A 16786-nucleotide genomic window follows, 5' to 3' on the forward strand; every position below is an offset into this window, starting at 1 on the left:
GGGCTTTGGGAGCCGACGGCGTGAGACATGGAATTATTCGAAGGCATGTGACCAGGACCAGACGCGGTCCGGGAGAGAGCTTTATGTCCAGTCGATGCAGTAACCCAAAAACCGCTTCGAATCGATTGGATCGAAACCGAGCTTCTTGCGCAGTTTCTTGCGCAGCTTGCTGATGTGGCTCTCGACAACGTTTTCTTCGACTTCTTCATCGAAAATGCCGTAAATCGCGTTGAAAATCTGCGACTTCGAGACGCGACGGCTGCGATTTGCGATTAAGTATTCGAGAATGCGACGCTCGCGGCGCGGCAAGGCGAAAACTTCACCATTGACCTCAGGATCGCGGCCATCCGAGAACACCCGGATCGGACCAGCATCTGTGAAATGCGTGAGTACCGAAAGACGGCGGCGAATAGCTGCCGCACGTGCCAGTATTTCTCTGGGGTGGACTGGCTTGCGAACGACATCGTCCACGCCACAGTCAAACAACGCCAGCGTCGCATCCAAAGAATGATGATCGCTAACTGCGATTACAGGCGCCTGAGAGCGATCCCGGATCGTCCGCGGCAACTCGTGAGTTGTCTCCGCCTGACCAATCAGGAATGCCTCGATAGCTGCAATATCAGAGTCCGCCGCCGTCGTTACCCATTCGCCAAATTCTACTGGATCAAATCCAGTCGAGGGAATTCCCTCTCGCCCAAATAGGGCTGTGTACCCGTCCTTAACAAGCTTCCGCTCATCAACTACCACGATCATTCGTCCGCCTCCGAATCAGTGTAGCCAATCTACAAGCCGGGTGTACGAATCGTGGGAATCTCTCACAACTACAAAAAAGCACAGGTATTTATTAATAATTGATTAACCATATTGTTCCGATTTGATCTATATCTAGTATGCCTTTTCAAAAATCCGTATATTTTTTTGGTGGAAAAACGCATGTCAAGTCAGTTAGCGCTTGCGTCGCCATTTTTGACTGAATCTCGCCTTATTCTTTTGGAGTCTTAAAAAGGGTCCACCAAACAACTAAAGGTTGTTCAAGCGGCGCAGAAGTTTCTCGCATTGACCGTCCATTGACCGTAGCCAGTGGCGACGAGATTGCTGATCACACGACAGACATACCGCTGTTGAGCGGGGTCGTTGTTCGGACCTGCGTGGTATCTTGCTACCGCCATGGTCCAGGTGTCGTGTTTGTTATGGAGACGTCTGAGGAACTGGGCGGCATAAGCGACGTTCTTTGCGGGGTCGAACATTTCAGCAACGGATTTGAATTCCGCGCCGTGGAAGTAGACGTTGATCTGCATGCAGCCGATGTCGATCAGCTTTGCGCCGTTGCGTCGTGCGTCTTCCACCAGCTGATAGGCTTCCGAAAGGCTAGCCGGAAAAAAGGCCTTCCCCTCGATGTTGATGGCATAGGGGCTGAGAGACCCCTTGCGGCCTGTCTCCGTCAGTCCGACGGAATAGAGGATGCCTTCTGGTATGTCATACTGACCGGCTGCCGCCTGGATCTGACGTTCGCAGTCCAGGCGCGTTGCAGTCTGGGATGCATCACAGGTAAACGAGGTCAGGGCGAGCGCTGGTAGGGCGAACAGAAGTTTCAGCCGTTGAAGTGCTGTCATTGACGATGGCCTCCTCGCGAGCGTTGCCACTTGCCTGCCTGTATGATTGTTGCTGTTGGGGCTTTTCTTCGTGGCCACGCTGATTGTGCTGAGCACCCTGCTGGCCTGTGTCCGGTTGTCTATTGTTCGTGCCGGTGTCCTGGCGATCTGCGCCGCTGGCCATGGAAACAGTCACCTGCTCGACGTTAAACCCTTGAGATTTCAAGGCATCAAGAATGCTGCTGCTGTCTTTCTGAAGCTCGCTATAGCCTTTGAGCGTGTGCGCCGTGAGCTGAACGCTCAGCTCGTCACCGACCAGTTTCAAGGCCGCCGTTACATGCCCCAGGTCCACCGGTGCCATCTGGATTTTCAGAACGTGAACGACCTGACCCGTGCTTGCGATCATCGGTCCATTGGTCGTCTGGCCAGCCATGCTGGTTGCCCAATCCGGGTCAGACGACATGGCGCTGGTGATGGCCGCTGCATTCGTCGTCGGCGCAAGTCCGACGAAGCGCCTGCTCTCCACGACCTGGACCACATCAATCGCATCACCGGCGGCTTTGGCGACATCAACCTTTGTCGAACCGTCTTCATTCGTTTCGAAATGGAAATCGATGCCGGGAGCATCCTGCTTTTGCAGTCTCACAACGGATGTCGTCGTCGCGCCACTTTCGATCAATGGGTCCGTAGCGAGCGCACCGGACACATTACCCAATGTCGGTTTTGCGTCCTGTGTCGAACCTGCATTCTGCAAAGGCGCCTGATCGGACTGCGGCGGCATCGCCGTTGATGCGAGCAGCGCCAAAAGGTCCATGTTTCCGTTTGCAGGGCTGGCTGGAACCGCGTCGCCATCGGTCATCACTTCGTCCGTTGCACCCTCTGTCGTATCGCCGTCCGTTTTGGATGTCACGGATGCGGACGCAGCTTTGGTCAGGGCTGTCACCAGTTTTGCAAGATCGCTCATAACAGGCGCAAGTGCGGTGTCATTCCCCGCCTCGGTGACCGGCACGGTTGTGGCCGGCACGGCTGCCACGACAGGTGCCTCCATCGTCATATCAGGGGTGATAATCGGCAAAGCTGGATCTTGTGACGCAACGGTAACGGTACCTGTGGCAACCGGAAAAAGCGCTGGTGTCGTGACAGGTTTGCTGACCACCGGCTGGGCCTGATTGGCGGGTGCCGGTGGCAGTGTCTGCGCGGGTGCAGCGTCATCTTCAGCGACTTGCGGCTGGGCGTCGTCCTTGGCAGCGTTGGCATTCCCACCGGCGTTTTGCCGGGCTGGAGGAGCCTTGTCGAACGAGCCCAACGTCTCGGAAAAGCCGGACCCCTTGTCCTTGGACGCGGTATCCCTGCCCTGCCGGCTTGCTTGAGCCGTGGCGTCAGAATTTGCGGACACGATCGTTGATACTACGTTCACCCTATCTCTCCTCCTGCTTCAACAAGGAATCGATCTCGCTCAATCGCGCCCGGCTCTTGTCGAAGAATTCTTTCAAAGGCGCGCCAGCGGCGGCTTGTTCTGTCTGTTCCTGTGGCTTCATCACCGTGTCCGAAGCCTGAGGAGCAGCACCACTTTCGGCAACCGGGTTCTCGCCACCAGCCTGCGGTGATGGTGAGGCTGTCGGTGTTCGAACGATCTGCTCCGCAACGGCCTGCGCTGCATCGCGCAAAGCAAGATCACGCGGCGACAGCTCGTTGCTCGGTATGCTCGAAAGCGAGGCGCTGGCGCTATGAACGGCATCGCTCGAAACGCTCGCCAGGCCGGAATAAAGCTTCGACAAAGGCGCGCGGACACTGTCGCCGGTCTCGGGCAACAGGGCATTCGCCTGCTCTGTCGCAAAGCGCGCCAGTTCCACTTGCCCCCGCAACGAGGCCTGACGGGCGATGCGTAGATAGATTTCCTCCGCCCGATCATCATCCATCAGCTGCGCAATTTCCTCGATGTTCTCCTTGGTGACAGCGCCATATCCATCCACAACGAAGCTCACGAAGAGATCGGCGAATTGAGACGCGTAGGGAGAATGCAGAAATCTCACCGCATATTTTCTGACGTAGGAAAACGTCTTTTCGGGCTGCTTGGCCTGGATCATGGCGATGATCGAGCGGCGCAAGGCAGCCTCCTCGATGATCGTACCCGGCGCCGTCAAACGCGCATCGTCGAAATAGACCAGGGACGCCACCGGATCACGCGTGACAGTGATGTTGCCCGCAATCAGCATCAGATAGGGGCCGAGCACGCCTTTGCGGTACTCCGGCAAAAGGTCGGAAATGACCTTCTCGGCCTGAATGCCTCTTCCGCTGAAATATTTCTGCAAGACGTTGATCACGCGCGTATCGAAATGACCCTGAACGTCACGGGCGACGAGATAATCCAGCGTTTGTGGATTGCCACCGCTCATGATGTAGGCGAGCGCTGCGTCAGCATTGTCGGAATCCTCGAAGATCGCCGGGTCTGCCGTGCGCAGAGCGGCGTCAATGGTCTCGAGAAGATATTTTTGCATTTCCCGCGCGGAATGATCGCCCATGACCACCGAGTCCTGCACGAACTGTAGCGAGCGCAAGATTTTGGAGGGCGGCAGATCGCTTTGCGCATAACCGTAACCGGCACTGGCCAGCCACGGAATGCACACAGACAAGACAGCTATGCGGGTTGCTTTCATCATCCGCTGCCTCAACTATCCTCAAGTAAGATTTCGATACGACGGTTTGCGCCGTTCAAAGGATCATCGGTGTTTTGCAAGCGGCGATCGGCAAAGCCGGAGAGCTGCTTGATGCGGGTTTCGTCCAGACCACCGCGCGACAGCATGTAGAAAGCCGCATGGGCGCGATCCATGGACAGGGTCCAGTTGTCTTTTCCACCCGTGCTGTAAGGACGCGCGTCGGTATGACCGCGAATGACGACGGCTCCCTTCTGCTTGCTCAGAACCTCGCCGATTTTCTCCATCGCCAACACCAGCGTCTTCTGCGGCACAGCCGAACCCACATCGAACATGGAGGTGTTGGCCTTTTCCGAAATCGTGATCAGCGTGCCGCCTTCGGCGGGCGTCACTACGATCCCTTCCGCAAGCTTGCCCGCGACGCCGGCAACCTGCTGGGCAATCTCGTCGCGCAGTTCGTCGGTCGTTTTCTTTTCTGCGTCCGTTACGTCGGCGGCTTCGTCCGGCATCTGGTTTTTCTGAACGGATGCGAGCTCGGTCTTTGCGTTCTTGGGCGCGGCGGTCGGCGCAGGTGTTACCGGTTCGCTATCACTGATGACATCGGCGATATCCTGTTTTGCGGCGGCTGCCTTCGCGTCCGCAGCCTTTTGCTCTTTCTGAGGCAGCGCGGTATCCTGCGTGACAACAGTTGCCGGTTGCGGCGGCACGTCGACCTGTTTGCTCCAGAAATCCGGATCGAACGGGTCGCGATAGGCTTCGCCACCAGACGCACCGGTCGATGGGCCGGATTGGCTCGCACCGCCCTCGCCCTTGGCGCTGACATTGGCCTGCTGCCCGACTTCCTGGGCAATCTCCGCCAGAACCGCATAGGGGTTCTCGAAAAATGCCGCTTCGGAATAGGCTGTCTTATCGCCCGCTGACGATGTCATGTCCTCTCCGCTGGCGGCCGCTGCGGCATCCTGCGGTTTTTCGGATTTGGTGTCGGAGGTCTGCTGGGTCTGTTCACCCTTGGCCGTTTTCGCCGGCTGCTTCATTCCCTTGTCGGCAGGCTTTTCATCGGTCAGCTTGATCGGGTTGAAATAGCTGGCGACGGACGCCTTTGTTTCCTCGTTCGAGGCATTGACCAACCACATGACGAGGAAGAACGCCATCATGGCCGTCATGAAGTCGGCATAAGCAATTTTCCACGCGCCGCCGTGAGCGCCATCGTGGTCGCCCTTGTGGCGTTTGACGATGATGATCTCGTTTTTGCCGTGATGGTGATTTTCGCCTTCACTCATCCGCCAAACCTCTTACGCTCTGGAAAAACTCAGAAAGTCTTGTCATCAGGACCGAGTTATCCATCTGAACTTTCACATCAATATCGGTCGAAACATCGTAATCGACCTGGTTGTCGACATCACCCAAAGCTTCCCGGATGTGCGATAAAAGCGCGTCGGGACCGGTGATCTTGATCGTGCCGGCAAAACCGCCTTCGATCTCCTGCAGGATTTTGGCAGAGACATCGGCCGCGGCCTTCTCAGCGAAGTCGCGTTCCATCACCATTCCAAACAGGCGAAGACAAACCTGCTCGACATCGGCCGCGATCGTCTGCTTCATCGAAATGACCGACGTCGCAAGATGCGTCGCGATCTCGTCTTCATAGCGTGTTTTGATCGCTTCGATTTCCGCTGCATGAGCTAGGCGCAATGCTGCAAGCTCGTTTTCGTGAGCCTCTTTTGCCTGCTGGGCCGCGGCGATTTCGCCTTCTGCAAAGGCCTTGCGTTTTTCTTCTTCCAGATCGACGACGATTTCCGGCTCAGCGAAAAAATCACTCTCAAAGGAAGAGACGGGCATGTCGAGATCAAACGCGCTCGGTGCCTCCGGCGGCACGAACTGACTGAAGTCCTTGAGATATTTGGCAAGCGCTCCGCTCATAGATGCTCTCCGCCCAACATCGCGCTTGTCTTTTCTTCAGATGAGACGTTCATGAAATAATCCGCAAGGCATTCAGCTACAGCCGACCAAATCGCCTTGCGCCCTCCTTGGGAACGCGCAAAAACGAGGCAGCAATTCAGTGTCTCAAACTAGAGGGTCAAACTTGTGCGAGGATGAACCCTGCCGCAGATCACGCAAAGAGACTGGCAAGGCTCTTGCGATGGTTGTTGGCAAGCGACACCACTTGAACGGCCAGATCGCGCTGCGTCTCCTGCGCCTTCAATTTGGTGGACTCTTCTTCCATATTCGCATCCACCAGACGGCTGACGCTTTTGCCCATCGAATCTTTCAGCGCGCCGACAAAGGTCGTTTGCTGATCAATCCTGCTGGACATGGTACCGATCGAGCCAGCGAGTTGGTTCAACTTGGTGGACAATTGTCCAACGACATAGACCATATCATCGAGTTCGTCTTTGGTCGTGGTTTGCGAAACGCCAATTTCGCTGCCCGTTTTGCCCGTGGGTGAGCCAGCATCCAGTAGATAATACTCGCGTGCGGCGGAGCTCGAATCGGGATTGCGGGCGCTGGCGTCAAGCGGTGCAGTCAAAAGGCCGCGACTTGCATCACTGCTATCGACGAGCGTTGTTTGTGCGGTGTTGACGGTCAGATACTGCAAGGTGATGGAGCCGGAAACATCTTTCTGGAAGGCAAACGGCACGCGCTTTTCCGGCTGAAGCTGATCGCTGGTATTGTAAAGCCAGTTATCGCCCGAAAAGCTGGCGGCCTGCGTCACGGATTGCAGGTTGTTTTTCAGAGCGCCGATGGCACCGTTGATTTTTTCCCGGTCGGCGCCCGGCTCATAGGCCGTGGTCAATTGCGTCATGATTTGATCGACGACATTGATGACCGAGGTCACGGCTTCATAGGCCGTATCGGCCTTGGATGCGCCCAAGTTCAAAGCATCACCCACGCTGGTCAGAACGTTTCCGTCGGAGCGCAGATTGGTTGCCGTCGACCAATAACCGGAATCGTCGGCAGCCGACGCAATCCTCAAACCGGAGGTCACCCTCGCTTGTGTTTTCGTCAGCGTATCGTCGCTGAACAAGAGAGTTTGCAGCGCGCTCTGCACATAGCCAGCGGAAAGAATATTGGTCATGGGTACCTACATTGGCAGGGAGTGTCAGAACATGCCAATCAATCTGGCGAAAACCGCACTCTCATCATGAAGAGGCATAGGAGCCAATCGTCAGACCACCGCTTCATGAGCGGTTAACGAAAAGTGAATCCTGTGGCAAGTACCATACCATCCGAAGCTATGCCGAGGCTTGCGTCATCGGCGGTGTCTAAACCGTTGTTTCGGTTTCCCAATAAACAAAAAACCGCGCCATCCCTTGAGATAGCGCGGTTTTCTTATTTGGTACCAGACGCTTATCGCTGGAACAGTGTCATGATGTTCTGCGCCGAAGAATTCGCAATCGAGAGCGACTGGATCGCCAACTGCTGCTGCGTCTGGAGCGCCGAGAGCTTGGCGGATTCCTCTTCCATGTCGGCATCGACCAGTCGGCTGACACCAGATTCCATCGCGTCAGACAATTTGGCGGAATAATTATCCTGCAGGTCGATACGGGTCTGAAGCGCGCCAATAGCCGCAGCCGAGTCCGTCAGGCCGCTCATCGCGGTTTCGACGATGTTCATGAATGCGTCAATTTCGCCCTGCGTGGACATGCTGGTCAGGGCAACGCTCATGATGCTGCCGAGAATACCGCCCGAGCCGACGCCGCCATTGATCGACTGGAACATCGCGTAAGAACCGATGTCGAATTTCGCTGTGGTGACGCTGACGCCGCCGCTTGCGGTGCGAATGAACCCATCGACAACGCTGGCCTGAGTGGCCAGGCCATACACCATCCAGTTTTCACCGGAGAAGGAAGCGCCCTGTGCGATGGCCGAAAGCTGTTCCTGAAGTTTGCCGATTTCCAGCTGGATCTGGGTCTTGTCGGTGGACTGTTCGCTGGCAGTCACGAGCTTTGCTTTGATTTCGTCAACGGCGCTGATCGCACTTTCCATCGCCGCATAGGCGGTGTCAACTTTAGCGGCACCCACACCCAGAGCGTCCGAAGCAGCATTCAGCGCTTTATTGTCGGAGTTCATGGTGGTGGAGATGGACCAATAAGCAACGTTATCTTTCGCCTGACCGACCCGGTAACCGGAAGAGACGCGGTCCTGTGTGTTAGAGAGGTCTACGTTGATCGAGCGCAGCGTCTGAAGGGCAGACATTGCAGAGGTGTTTGTCAAAATACTCGTCATCTTCAGGTCGCCCCTTTGGCAAATCTTTTAGAAGGGACATTCCGGTCCAGCCGGGAAACGCAGCAGGCAGCTTCATGCTTCCCGACCTTGAGAGTGGCCGGTGCGCTGTTTCGATGACCACAGAAAACAACTTTATGGTTAACAAAACTTTAATCGAAGGGAATCTTTTACCTTCATGAACGAACACTTAAGGATGCCCGCTACCGTTAACTAAGAATAAGATACTGTTAAACAATGATAATTTCGAGCGTATCGATGTTAATTTTTATTAAAAAAAAAAGCCGCGCAAAGCGCGGCTTTCTGATTTCAGATAAGGGTCGATTAGCCTCTGAAGAGGGTCATGATGTTCTGCGAAGAAGAGTTGGCGATAGACAGAGACTGAACCGCCAGCTGCTGCTGGGTCTGCAGAGCCGAAAGGCGCGCAGATTCTTCTTCCATGTCAGCGTCAACCAGACGGCTTACACCGGCTTCGATCGCATCGCTCAGCTTGCCAGAATAGTCGTCCTGCATGTCGATACGCGAGGACAAAGCACCGAGTGCAGCTGCACCGTCTGTGAGTTTATCCAGGGCAGTCTGAACAGTCGTCAGGAACGTATCGATTTCGCCCTGTGTCGAGTTGCTCGCCAGGGAAACGTCCATGACGGAACCGAGAACACCGCCGGTGCCAACGCCAGAGGAAATCGCAGAGAACATGGCGTAAGTGCCAGCATCGAAAGTTGCTGTCGTTACCTTAACGGAACCCGCAGAGTCACGAATGAAACCATCGACAACAGTCGTTGTGGATCCACTGCCCTGAACGGCCCAGTTTTCACCGTTGAAGGAAGCGGCCTGACCGATTGCAGTCAGCTGTTCCTGAAGCTTGGTGATTTCGAGCTGAACCTGATCCTTGTCGACAGATGTTTCGCTGGCGGTCGTCAGTTTTGCCTTGATTTCGTTAACAACGTCGATCGCGCTGTCCATGGCGGCATAAGCGGTGTCGACCTTGGCTGCGCCGACGCCCAGAGCGTCTGTTGCTGCGCCAAGAGCCTTGTTGTCGGAATTCATGGTTGTGGAGATCGACCAGTAAGCGACGTTATCGGCAGCCTTACCGACCTTTTCACCAGACGAAACGCGGTCCTGCGTTGTAGAAAGATTGGTATTGATCGTGCGCAGAGTCTGAAGTGCAGACATTGCAGATGGGTTAGTCAGGATGCTGGTCATAGTATTATTTGCCCCTTTGGCAAGAATAATTGAAGGGACATTCCGGCTTTACCGGTAAACGACGATCAGCTTCATGCCTGCCGAGCAATATAGTAAACATTCGGCCGTCGCTTTGGTAACCTGATCTAACATTGTTAAGGTTAAAAACTTCCAAACAATCAGTAAAAAATGAGTTAATTTTGAAATTAATTTAGTAATACTTTGTTAAGGAACTAGAAACGCAAAAAGGCCGGACCTTTCGGTCCGGCCAGTTTTTAAATTTGATTGCGCTATTAACGGAACAGCGTGAGGATGTTCTGCGAAGAGGAATTCGCGATCGACAGAGACTGGATCGCCAGCTGCTGCTGGGTCTGGAGAGCCGAAAGGCGGGCAGATTCTTCTTCCATGTCCGCATCAACCAGACGGCTGATACCTGCATCCATCGCATCGCTCAGCTTGCTGGAATACTGATCCTGAAGGTCGATACGTGTGGACAGTGCACCCAGAGCAGCTGCACCCTTGGTCATGCTGCTCAGCGCAGTTTCAACAGTCGACAGGAACGTGTCGACCTGGCCCTGCGTAGACGTTGCCGTCAGAGCAATTGTCATGACTGCAGAGAGAAGACCACCCGTGCCAACGCCGGCGGAGGAAATCTGGGAGAACATGGCGTAAGAGCCGGCATCGAAGGTTGCTGTCGTAACCTTGACAGTACCATCCGTGTTGCGGATAAAGCCATCGACAACAGTCGTGGACGAACCGCTGCCCTGAACGGCCCAGTTTTCACCGTTGAACGAAGCAGCCTGACCGATAGACGACAGCTGTTCCTGAAGTTTGGTGATTTCGAGCTGAACCTGCTCCTTGTCAACAGACGATTCGCTGGCAGTTGTCAGCTTTGCCTTGATTTCGTTGACGACGTCGATCGCGCTGTCCATAGCGGCGTAAGCGGTGTCGACCTTTGCTGCACCAACGCCCAGTGCGTCAGTTGCTGCGCCGAGCGCCTTGTTGTCGGACTTCATCGTGGTCGCGATGGACCAGTATGCTGCACCATCGGAAGCATCGCCAATTTTCAGGCCGGTCGAAACGCGGTCCTGGGTTTTGCTCAGGTTGGTGTTGATGTTGCGCAGCGTCTGAAGTGCAGAGTTGGCGCTGGAGTTGAAGTTAATGCTAGACATAAGAGTGCCCCTTTAATACGCGGTACAAGTTGAGGGACATGCCGGATTAATTTACCGGCGCGAACGGTTCGGCATCATGCCACTCGGTTCCGTTTTTCTTTGGACACCAAACCCGTCACGTAGGGATGAAAATGCGCGGCAAGGATTTCCAAGTCCTTAATTTCGCTGGCAGAGCCGGGTCCGTCGCTTTTGTTGGTTAATAGCGCGCAAACGCTGGAAACGACGATTAACCAAGGTGAAACACCCATCGCGAACGGGAGACCTGTTTCAAGCAAGGTTCGCCAGATAGGGTTCTCGCGATATTCAAAGTCTCCGATACTTGCGCGCGTCATGGCGACTGTCTGGGCAAGGGACGGCAAGAGGATAGAACGGGACCAATGCTAAACGAAATCAGCTACTCAGCCGCGTCGAAACACTTCAAGACCGGTCAGTACACCCAAGCCCTGACGACGCTGAACAAGCTGATCGATACCAACCGCGATGCGCGAACCTACGCGCTGCTGGCGAAAACTTGTTTGCGGATCGGCATGCCGGAGCAGGCAGCAACATCCTACGAGCTGGCCTTCCAGCAGGGTGGCATGGACGCCGAAAGCTACCTCGTGGAGAGTATAAAGCTCCATTACGACGGCGGGCAAAAGGACAAGGCGCTCGCGCTCTCCAACAAGCTGATTCACAAATTCCACAAATACCCCGAGATTTGCTACATCGTCGGCACGATCCTGCTGGAGCGGGGAGAGCCCAAAATCGCGCGTGCGCTGAAAAGCGTCTTGATGAAGAGCGACTCGATCGAGCACATGAAGCTCGGCGCCCGTATCGCAATTACGACCTGGGATCTGTTTGATCCGAAGGACATCGAAACAGCGCGCATCCTTCTTTCCAAATTGCCGCGCCAACAGGCCGTGCGCCTGATGTATCTGACCTTCTGCCGCGAACACAGCAAGTTCGACGCCATTGAAAAGCATTCGCCCATCATCGAGGAAGCGATTGCTTCCGGCGATACGGGTTTCATTTCGCTCGATGGCACGTTCTTCAACCTGCACTGGAGCGGTGACGAGCACATTAACCAGCTGGCACGCAGCAACACGCCGTTTTTCACGCCCGAGATGAGCGCCAAACGCCGCAGCATGCCACATGAATGGGGACAGAAGATCAGGATCGGCTATCTGTCCTCGGACTTCTTCGACAAACACGCGACCATGAAGCTCATACGCCGCGTGCTGGAGTTGCATGATCGCGGTCGCTTTGAGGTCACCTTGTTCTGCCATTCGGACTCCGACCTTCTTGCAAGCAACCAGGCCGATCGCGAGCTTTGGGGGCATGTCGTCACCATCAAGGACATGACCAACGAAGAAGCGCTCGCCGACATCAAGGCACGTAGCATCGACATCCTCGTTGACCTGAAGGGGCATACCGCCGGCAACCGCACAGCCATCCTCAACATGAGTGCTGCTCCCATCCAGGTCGCATGGATCGGCTTCCCAGGCTCGACTGTCAACGTCGATCTGGACTACGTGATCGGCGATCACTACGTTTTGCAGGACAGCTCAAAGCCCCATTACTACGAGAAATTCGTGCGGATGCCGGAAACCTACCAGCCGAATGACCCGGTCAATCGCCCGCTGGCAAAACAGATCAGCCGTGCTGACGTGGGGCTGCCGGAAGACGCTTTCGTTTTCGCGTCTTTCAACGCAAACCGCAAGATCACGCCACACACGGCCGAACTGTGGTCCGAAATCTTGAAACGCGCTCCAAAAAGCGTGATCTGGATTCTGCATAACAATCAGGACAGCAAAACAAATATCCTGACCAAATTTCTGGCCATGGGTATATCCGCCAAACGCGTGTTCTTTATGGGAAAGCTGGACTTCGAGCTTCACCTCAACCGTATCACCGTGGCAGATCTCGGCCTCGATACATTCCCGGTCAACGGGCATACGACGACGTCGGAACAACTATGGTCCGGCCTGCCGGTTCTGACCACCAAGGGCACAAACTTCGCATCCCGCGTCAGCGAAAGCCTGCTTCACGCCATCGGAGCACCGGAACTGATTGCGGAAGATGAAGCGGCTTATGTCGAGCAGGCCGTTGCCTATGCGCTGGACCCAACGCCGCTCAAGGACATCCGCAACCGCATCGACGCCAACCGGTTCATGATGCCGCTGTTCGATGCCGAGCGTTATTGCCGACATCTCGAGGCTGCGTATGAGACGATGTACGAACGAGCAAAGGCTGGCGCTGAGCCCGACCATTTCGATGTTCCGGCTCTTCCCGCGCGGACCGCACCCTTCGACGCCAGATAAAACCGGCGTTTGGCCTGAAAATCCTCATCGGTTTTCAGGCCCTTGCTACCTCTTCGCGCAGCAGTGTGCGTTTTAGTGAATGTAGCCCATGCGAATGGCCTTTGCGATCGCCTGGATGCGATTGACCGAATCGAGCTTGATCGTCGCAGAACCGAGATAGGCATTGACGGTGTGGACAGACAGTCCGAGCTTGACGGCTATTTCTTCGCTGATGCGGCCATCACCGGCCAGTTGCAGGCAAGCGACTTCGCGCTCGCTCAGGGATTCCGCAGGCGTGACCCGGCGTTCATCCAAGGCGAGCAGATCGACCATCACCTCGGTGCATTTGATGTGCTGCTCCAAAACCAGCTCGTTATCGAGCAGCAGTCCACCACCGCAAAAAATCACATAGCCGTTGCCGATCGTGCCCAAGCGAACCGGCAGCGCCAGACCCGGATAGGACAGCTCGTCATTGGCCAGTCTCAGCATAAGAGCAGCGACGTCTGGAATATCGGAAAAGCCGGTGCCGTTTTCACTTTTCCAGGTCACCGGGATCAGCGAGCGTTCGAGATGATCGAGCAAGGCTTCGCCCATGACCCTGACCAGCTTTGCGCTCTGTTCAGTGGCATTCATACCCCAGTTTTCCAACTCGCATGACAGCTTGCGCTTGTTGGGAAAGCCCGATGCGACAGCCCTGAGAACGACAAAGTTCTTTGCGCCTAAGATACGCTGGATAGCCACGAGCTTGGGGAAGAGATCGGACCGGCTGATGGAGCTGCGTGCAGGCGCGCCCTGCCCCACGATCGCAGCCTCAGCCTCCTTGTAATACGCCATGCGGGCCACCCTTAAACAAAATTATTGCGAACCGCATAGGCAATGGCCTCGGAGCGGGTCTTGGTTGCCGTCTTGCGCATGACGCTAGTGATGTAGTTGTTGATGGTGTTGCGCGAAATGCCAAGAATTGTGGCCATTTCGTCGCTGGTCTTGCCTTCGGCAATCCAGAAGAGGCATTCGAGTTCCCGTTCGGTCAGGTCGATATCGCGCTCTACGCGCGATTCGGCAACGATGCCCGAACTGGCGAAATAGCCGGCCATCATGGCAGCTTCCTGCAAGCGATCATCCACCGGCACGCTGTCTTCTGCAAACAGCATCAGAAGCGAGAAGCGAATGCGGCCGACGCAGAACGTCACCGCGCAATATTTGCGATCGACACCTTCAGGGATCACCGCGTCATCCGGCAGAAACAGCATGCGCGGCTTCAGAAGCGAGAGGCATTTTTCCATCTCGCTGACACGGTTTTGATTGTTCGTCAGCTCTGCGCCCAGCTTGCGGACCAGATCGAACGGCCAGTCGGACGTCAGGATGAAATTGAGGCCCGCTTCCTGCAAAAGATCTTCGCGTGCCAAAAGATAGTGCGACGCGCCAGCGTAAGACGAGATCATCTCGATCGCAGCTGTAACGTTGCCGTCTCCAGCCGCAATGGAAATATTGCGGATAAGCTGGTCGCGCGGCAACGCTCTCACCGACCTGTCAAACGGCGTAGCAGAAAGCCTGCGAACATCAACATCCACCTTCAATAGCCTACGCCCTCTTATTCTCCTGACAAGGAGATCTCTTAACCGGGATGGAAATCATTTCCATTCAGAAACGCAGCCAAAATAAGGATATGCGTTGCTGGCGACCGAATCATTACATTTTAGGAGACGCTACGGGAAACGCCATAACCAGTCCAAGTCATTCCACTTATTTCGTCTCTTTGTCACGACGAAGAAAGCATATTGATGTTCTCGACGGCGCACAGAGTTGATTTCATTATTCCAACGTAAACTATCAGTTTGATGAATGAACCGTAAATTTCGTTTCAAAACAGAACACGCGCGTCGAATGGATGCAAGAGGCAAAACGTAAACGGCCGGTACAAACCGGCCGTTGGATCAAGCTGCCTTTTCGATTGCCCATTTGCGCAGGATTTTGGCAGCGCGTTCTTCGCTGATTTCCACCATGCGAGACAGGCGACGCTCCGGTCCTTCGCGAACCCGGCGTGTGAAGTCGCCATCGCCATTGTCGCCAGAGAGAAGATCGTCGGTGCTGTCGAAGCCGAAGTCCGCGCCGAAGCCATCCATAAGCCCACCGCCAGCGCTTGCGCCACCCATGGCAGGAGAGAAGTCGGGCAGTTCCAGGCCAGCCGCTTCCTGACCGATTTCCGCAGGAGACGAAGCACTGCCGCCGGACATGGAGCGAACGATTGGGCGCACACCGAGCCAGACCACGAGGAAGGCGACGACAACGAAGGCTAGCGAATTGATGATGCCTGCGGAGTTGCGGCTCAAGACTTCGGTGAAGCCAGGGCCTGCCACGGCCTGGTCGAGCAATTGCGTCTCAAGGAAGTCCATGGCCGTGATCGTCACGATATCACCACGATCTGTCGAGATGCCCGCAGCCGATGCCACGATCTTCTGCATTTCTGCAAGGTAAGCGTCGACTTTGGCCTGATCGGCATTTTCACCGATCATCTTGGCCAGGCGACCCTTGTTGACGACGACAGCGATGGAAATCTTGTCGACGGTGTAGCCGTTACGAACAGTAGCTGTCGTCTTGGAGTTGATTTCGTAGTTTGTCTGTTCTTCTTTTTTGGCCGTCTCATCGGACGATTTTGGACCGCCGCCACCGCCCTGTGGGGCTGCCTGTGGAACGTTCTGCTCAACAGTTGCAGCCGAGTCCGGCGTCGTTTCCTGAGACTTCTGGTCTTCCTTGGTGGTGCGCACGGACCGCTCGACGCGCGATTCAGGATCGAAAACCGTTTCCTGAATCTGCTGAGTGTCGGTGTTCAGCTCTGCCGTAACGGTGGAGCGAAAGTTATCCATGCCCAGAAATGGCGCCAGGGCCTTGTCGATCTTGGTTTCGAGTTCCTGCTGCACGTTCTGGGAGAGCGTCAGCGAGCGGTTCAGGGCGCCGTTACCGACATCGTCGCCGGAGGCTAGAAGCTGTCCTGTGGAATCGAGAAGCGTCACGTCGTCGACCTCAAGGCCTGGAACAGCCGAAGCGACGAGGTGGCGAATGGAAGATGCGGCCTTGCGGCCGGCCGATGCGCTTGCGCGGATCATGACGGAGGCGGTCGGCTTTTGCTCACCGCGGCGGAAATTGCCGACATCCGGCATGACGATGTGTACGCGGGCTGCGGCAACACCATCGATCTGTTGAATGGAGCGACCGATTTCACCCTCAAGGGCGCGAACACGGGTGACTTCCTGCATGAAGGAGGTGAGGCCAAGCGAACCGACATTATCGAAGAGCTCGTAACCGGCATTGGCGCTGTCGGGCAGACCGCGCTCGGCGAGCAGCAGACGGGCCTTGCTTGTCATGCCAACGGGCACCTGAAGGCTTGTGCCGTCGGCACCGACCTGGAAATCAACATTCGACTCTGCAAGAGCGATGCTGATCTTGTTCAGATCCATGGTTTCAAGGCCGACATAGAGCGTTTCGTAAGCAGGTTTGTTCACATAAAGCGCAGCAGCAAGAATGATTGCCATGGACAATACGCCCACGCCACCCAGCATCAAAAGCCGCGTCTGGCCGAGAGCCGCGAAATTTTTAAAAACCTGAGGGAATTGATTTAACAGATTCATTCTGTTCCGCACCGTATTCAATGAGTCCGAGACCTTCTGGTCCCACTGGCACACTATGCG

Annotated in this window: 15 protein-coding genes; 1 reads left to right on the plus strand and 14 read right to left on the minus strand. The window is 55.5% G+C overall.

The window, feature by feature from the left end:
• Positions 1–81 precede the first annotated feature (81 nt).
• From rem to RRU01S_RS08400, 11 genes are all read right to left on the minus strand, one after another.
• Positions 82–753, minus strand: a complete 672-nt coding sequence (rem, locus tag RRU01S_RS08350) for a transcriptional activator Rem (protein WP_045229814.1) — start codon at positions 751–753, stop codon at positions 82–84.
• Positions 754–1031: 278 nt separating this feature from the next.
• The gene (locus RRU01S_RS08355; RefSeq protein WP_045229815.1) at positions 1032–1613 is read right to left on the minus strand and encodes a transglycosylase SLT domain-containing protein; all 582 of its coding nucleotides are present in this window, start codon (positions 1611–1613) and stop codon (positions 1032–1034) included.
• Positions 1543–3009: a flagellar hook-length control protein FliK gene (gene fliK / locus RRU01S_RS25005; protein ID WP_052816028.1), complete on the minus strand. Its 1467-nt coding sequence runs from the start codon at positions 3007–3009 to the stop codon at positions 1543–1545. Before fliK ends, RRU01S_RS08355 begins: the two co-directional genes overlap by 71 nt.
• A gap of 1 nt (position 3010) precedes the next feature.
• Positions 3011–4252, minus strand: a complete 1242-nt coding sequence (locus RRU01S_RS08365; RefSeq protein WP_045229816.1) for a chemotaxis protein — start codon at positions 4250–4252, stop codon at positions 3011–3013.
• An 8-nt stretch (positions 4253–4260) separates the two neighbouring features.
• Complete coding sequence (locus RRU01S_RS08370) at positions 4261–5526, minus strand: MotB family protein (protein ID WP_045229817.1); 1266 nt, start codon at positions 5524–5526, stop codon at positions 4261–4263.
• Positions 5519–6163 (minus strand): hypothetical protein, encoded by a 645-nt coding sequence (locus RRU01S_RS08375; protein ID WP_052816030.1) that lies wholly within the window; start codon positions 6161–6163, stop codon positions 5519–5521. The genes RRU01S_RS08370 and RRU01S_RS08375 overlap by 8 nt, the downstream gene beginning before the upstream one ends.
• Before the next feature lie 190 nt (positions 6164–6353).
• Entirely contained in the window at positions 6354–7319 is a 966-nt protein-coding gene (locus RRU01S_RS08380; protein ID WP_045229818.1) for a flagellin N-terminal helical domain-containing protein, read from the minus strand.
• A gap of 272 nt (positions 7320–7591) precedes the next feature.
• Positions 7592–8470 (minus strand): flagellin N-terminal helical domain-containing protein, encoded by an 879-nt coding sequence (locus RRU01S_RS08385; protein ID WP_045229819.1) that lies wholly within the window; start codon positions 8468–8470, stop codon positions 7592–7594.
• A 321-nt stretch (positions 8471–8791) separates the two neighbouring features.
• Positions 8792–9670, minus strand: coding sequence for a flagellin N-terminal helical domain-containing protein (locus RRU01S_RS08390; protein ID WP_045229820.1), 879 nt, complete (start codon positions 9668–9670; stop codon positions 8792–8794).
• A 272-nt stretch (positions 9671–9942) separates the two neighbouring features.
• Complete coding sequence (locus tag RRU01S_RS08395) at positions 9943–10821, minus strand: flagellin N-terminal helical domain-containing protein (protein ID WP_045229821.1); 879 nt, start codon at positions 10819–10821, stop codon at positions 9943–9945.
• Between the two features lie 74 nt (positions 10822–10895).
• The gene (locus RRU01S_RS08400; RefSeq protein WP_131367777.1) at positions 10896–11153 is read right to left on the minus strand and encodes a hypothetical protein; all 258 of its coding nucleotides are present in this window, start codon (positions 11151–11153) and stop codon (positions 10896–10898) included.
• 45 nt (positions 11154–11198) lie between these two features.
• Between RRU01S_RS08400 and RRU01S_RS08405 the strand changes: the two genes are divergently transcribed.
• Positions 11199–13121 (plus strand): O-linked N-acetylglucosamine transferase, SPINDLY family protein, encoded by a 1923-nt coding sequence (locus RRU01S_RS08405; protein WP_045229823.1) that lies wholly within the window; start codon positions 11199–11201, stop codon positions 13119–13121.
• Between the two features lie 72 nt (positions 13122–13193).
• Here RRU01S_RS08405 and visR read toward each other — a convergent pair whose 3' ends face one another.
• The 3 genes from visR to fliF all read right to left on the minus strand — a co-directional run bounded on the left by visR (position 13194) and on the right by fliF (position 16726).
• Positions 13194–13934, minus strand: a complete 741-nt coding sequence (gene visR / locus RRU01S_RS08410) for a transcriptional regulator VisR (RefSeq protein WP_052816032.1) — start codon at positions 13932–13934, stop codon at positions 13194–13196.
• Between the two features lie 11 nt (positions 13935–13945).
• Positions 13946–14677: a transcriptional regulator VisN gene (gene visN / locus RRU01S_RS08415; RefSeq protein ID WP_081880032.1), complete on the minus strand. Its 732-nt coding sequence runs from the start codon at positions 14675–14677 to the stop codon at positions 13946–13948.
• Positions 14678–15034: 357 nt separating this feature from the next.
• A complete protein-coding gene (fliF, locus tag RRU01S_RS08420) occupies positions 15035–16726 on the minus strand; it encodes a flagellar basal-body MS-ring/collar protein FliF (RefSeq protein WP_045229824.1) in 1692 nt (563 codons plus the stop codon).
• Between the last annotated feature and the right edge of the window lie 60 nt (positions 16727–16786).

This window comes from Agrobacterium rubi TR3 = NBRC 13261, assembly GCF_000739935.1.
GTDB classification, from domain to species: Bacteria; Pseudomonadota; Alphaproteobacteria; order Rhizobiales; family Rhizobiaceae; genus Agrobacterium; species Agrobacterium rubi.

Excerpts from the sequence above, each read along its gene's own strand:
- RRU01S_RS08395 (WP_045229821.1), bottom strand. The coding sequence starts at position 10,821 with ATGTCTAGCATTAACTTCAACTCCAGCGCCAACTCTGCACTTCAGACG.
- RRU01S_RS08365 (WP_045229816.1), bottom strand. The coding sequence starts at position 4,252 with ATGATGAAAGCAACCCGCATAGCTGTCTTGTCTGTGTGCATTCCGTGG.
- RRU01S_RS08400 (WP_131367777.1), bottom strand. The coding sequence starts at position 11,153 with ATGACGCGCGCAAGTATCGGAGACTTTGAATATCGCGAGAACCCTATC.
- RRU01S_RS08355 (WP_045229815.1), bottom strand. The coding sequence starts at position 1,613 with ATGACAGCACTTCAACGGCTGAAACTTCTGTTCGCCCTACCAGCGCTC.
- RRU01S_RS08385 (WP_045229819.1), bottom strand. The coding sequence starts at position 8,470 with ATGACGAGTATTTTGACAAACACCTCTGCAATGTCTGCCCTTCAGACG.
- RRU01S_RS08380 (WP_045229818.1), bottom strand. The coding sequence starts at position 7,319 with ATGACCAATATTCTTTCCGCTGGCTATGTGCAGAGCGCGCTGCAAACT.
- RRU01S_RS08375 (WP_052816030.1), bottom strand. The coding sequence starts at position 6,163 with ATGAGCGGAGCGCTTGCCAAATATCTCAAGGACTTCAGTCAGTTCGTG.
- visR (WP_052816032.1), bottom strand. The coding sequence starts at position 13,934 with ATGGCGTATTACAAGGAGGCTGAGGCTGCGATCGTGGGGCAGGGCGCG.
- RRU01S_RS08370 (WP_045229817.1), bottom strand. The coding sequence starts at position 5,526 with ATGAGTGAAGGCGAAAATCACCATCACGGCAAAAACGAGATCATCATC.
- RRU01S_RS08390 (WP_045229820.1), bottom strand. The coding sequence starts at position 9,670 with ATGACCAGCATCCTGACTAACCCATCTGCAATGTCTGCACTTCAGACT.
- RRU01S_RS08405 (WP_045229823.1), top strand. The coding sequence starts at position 11,199 with ATGCTAAACGAAATCAGCTACTCAGCCGCGTCGAAACACTTCAAGACC.
- rem (WP_045229814.1), bottom strand. The coding sequence starts at position 753 with ATGATCGTGGTAGTTGATGAGCGGAAGCTTGTTAAGGACGGGTACACA.
- fliF (WP_045229824.1), bottom strand. The coding sequence starts at position 16,726 with ATGAATCTGTTAAATCAATTCCCTCAGGTTTTTAAAAATTTCGCGGCT.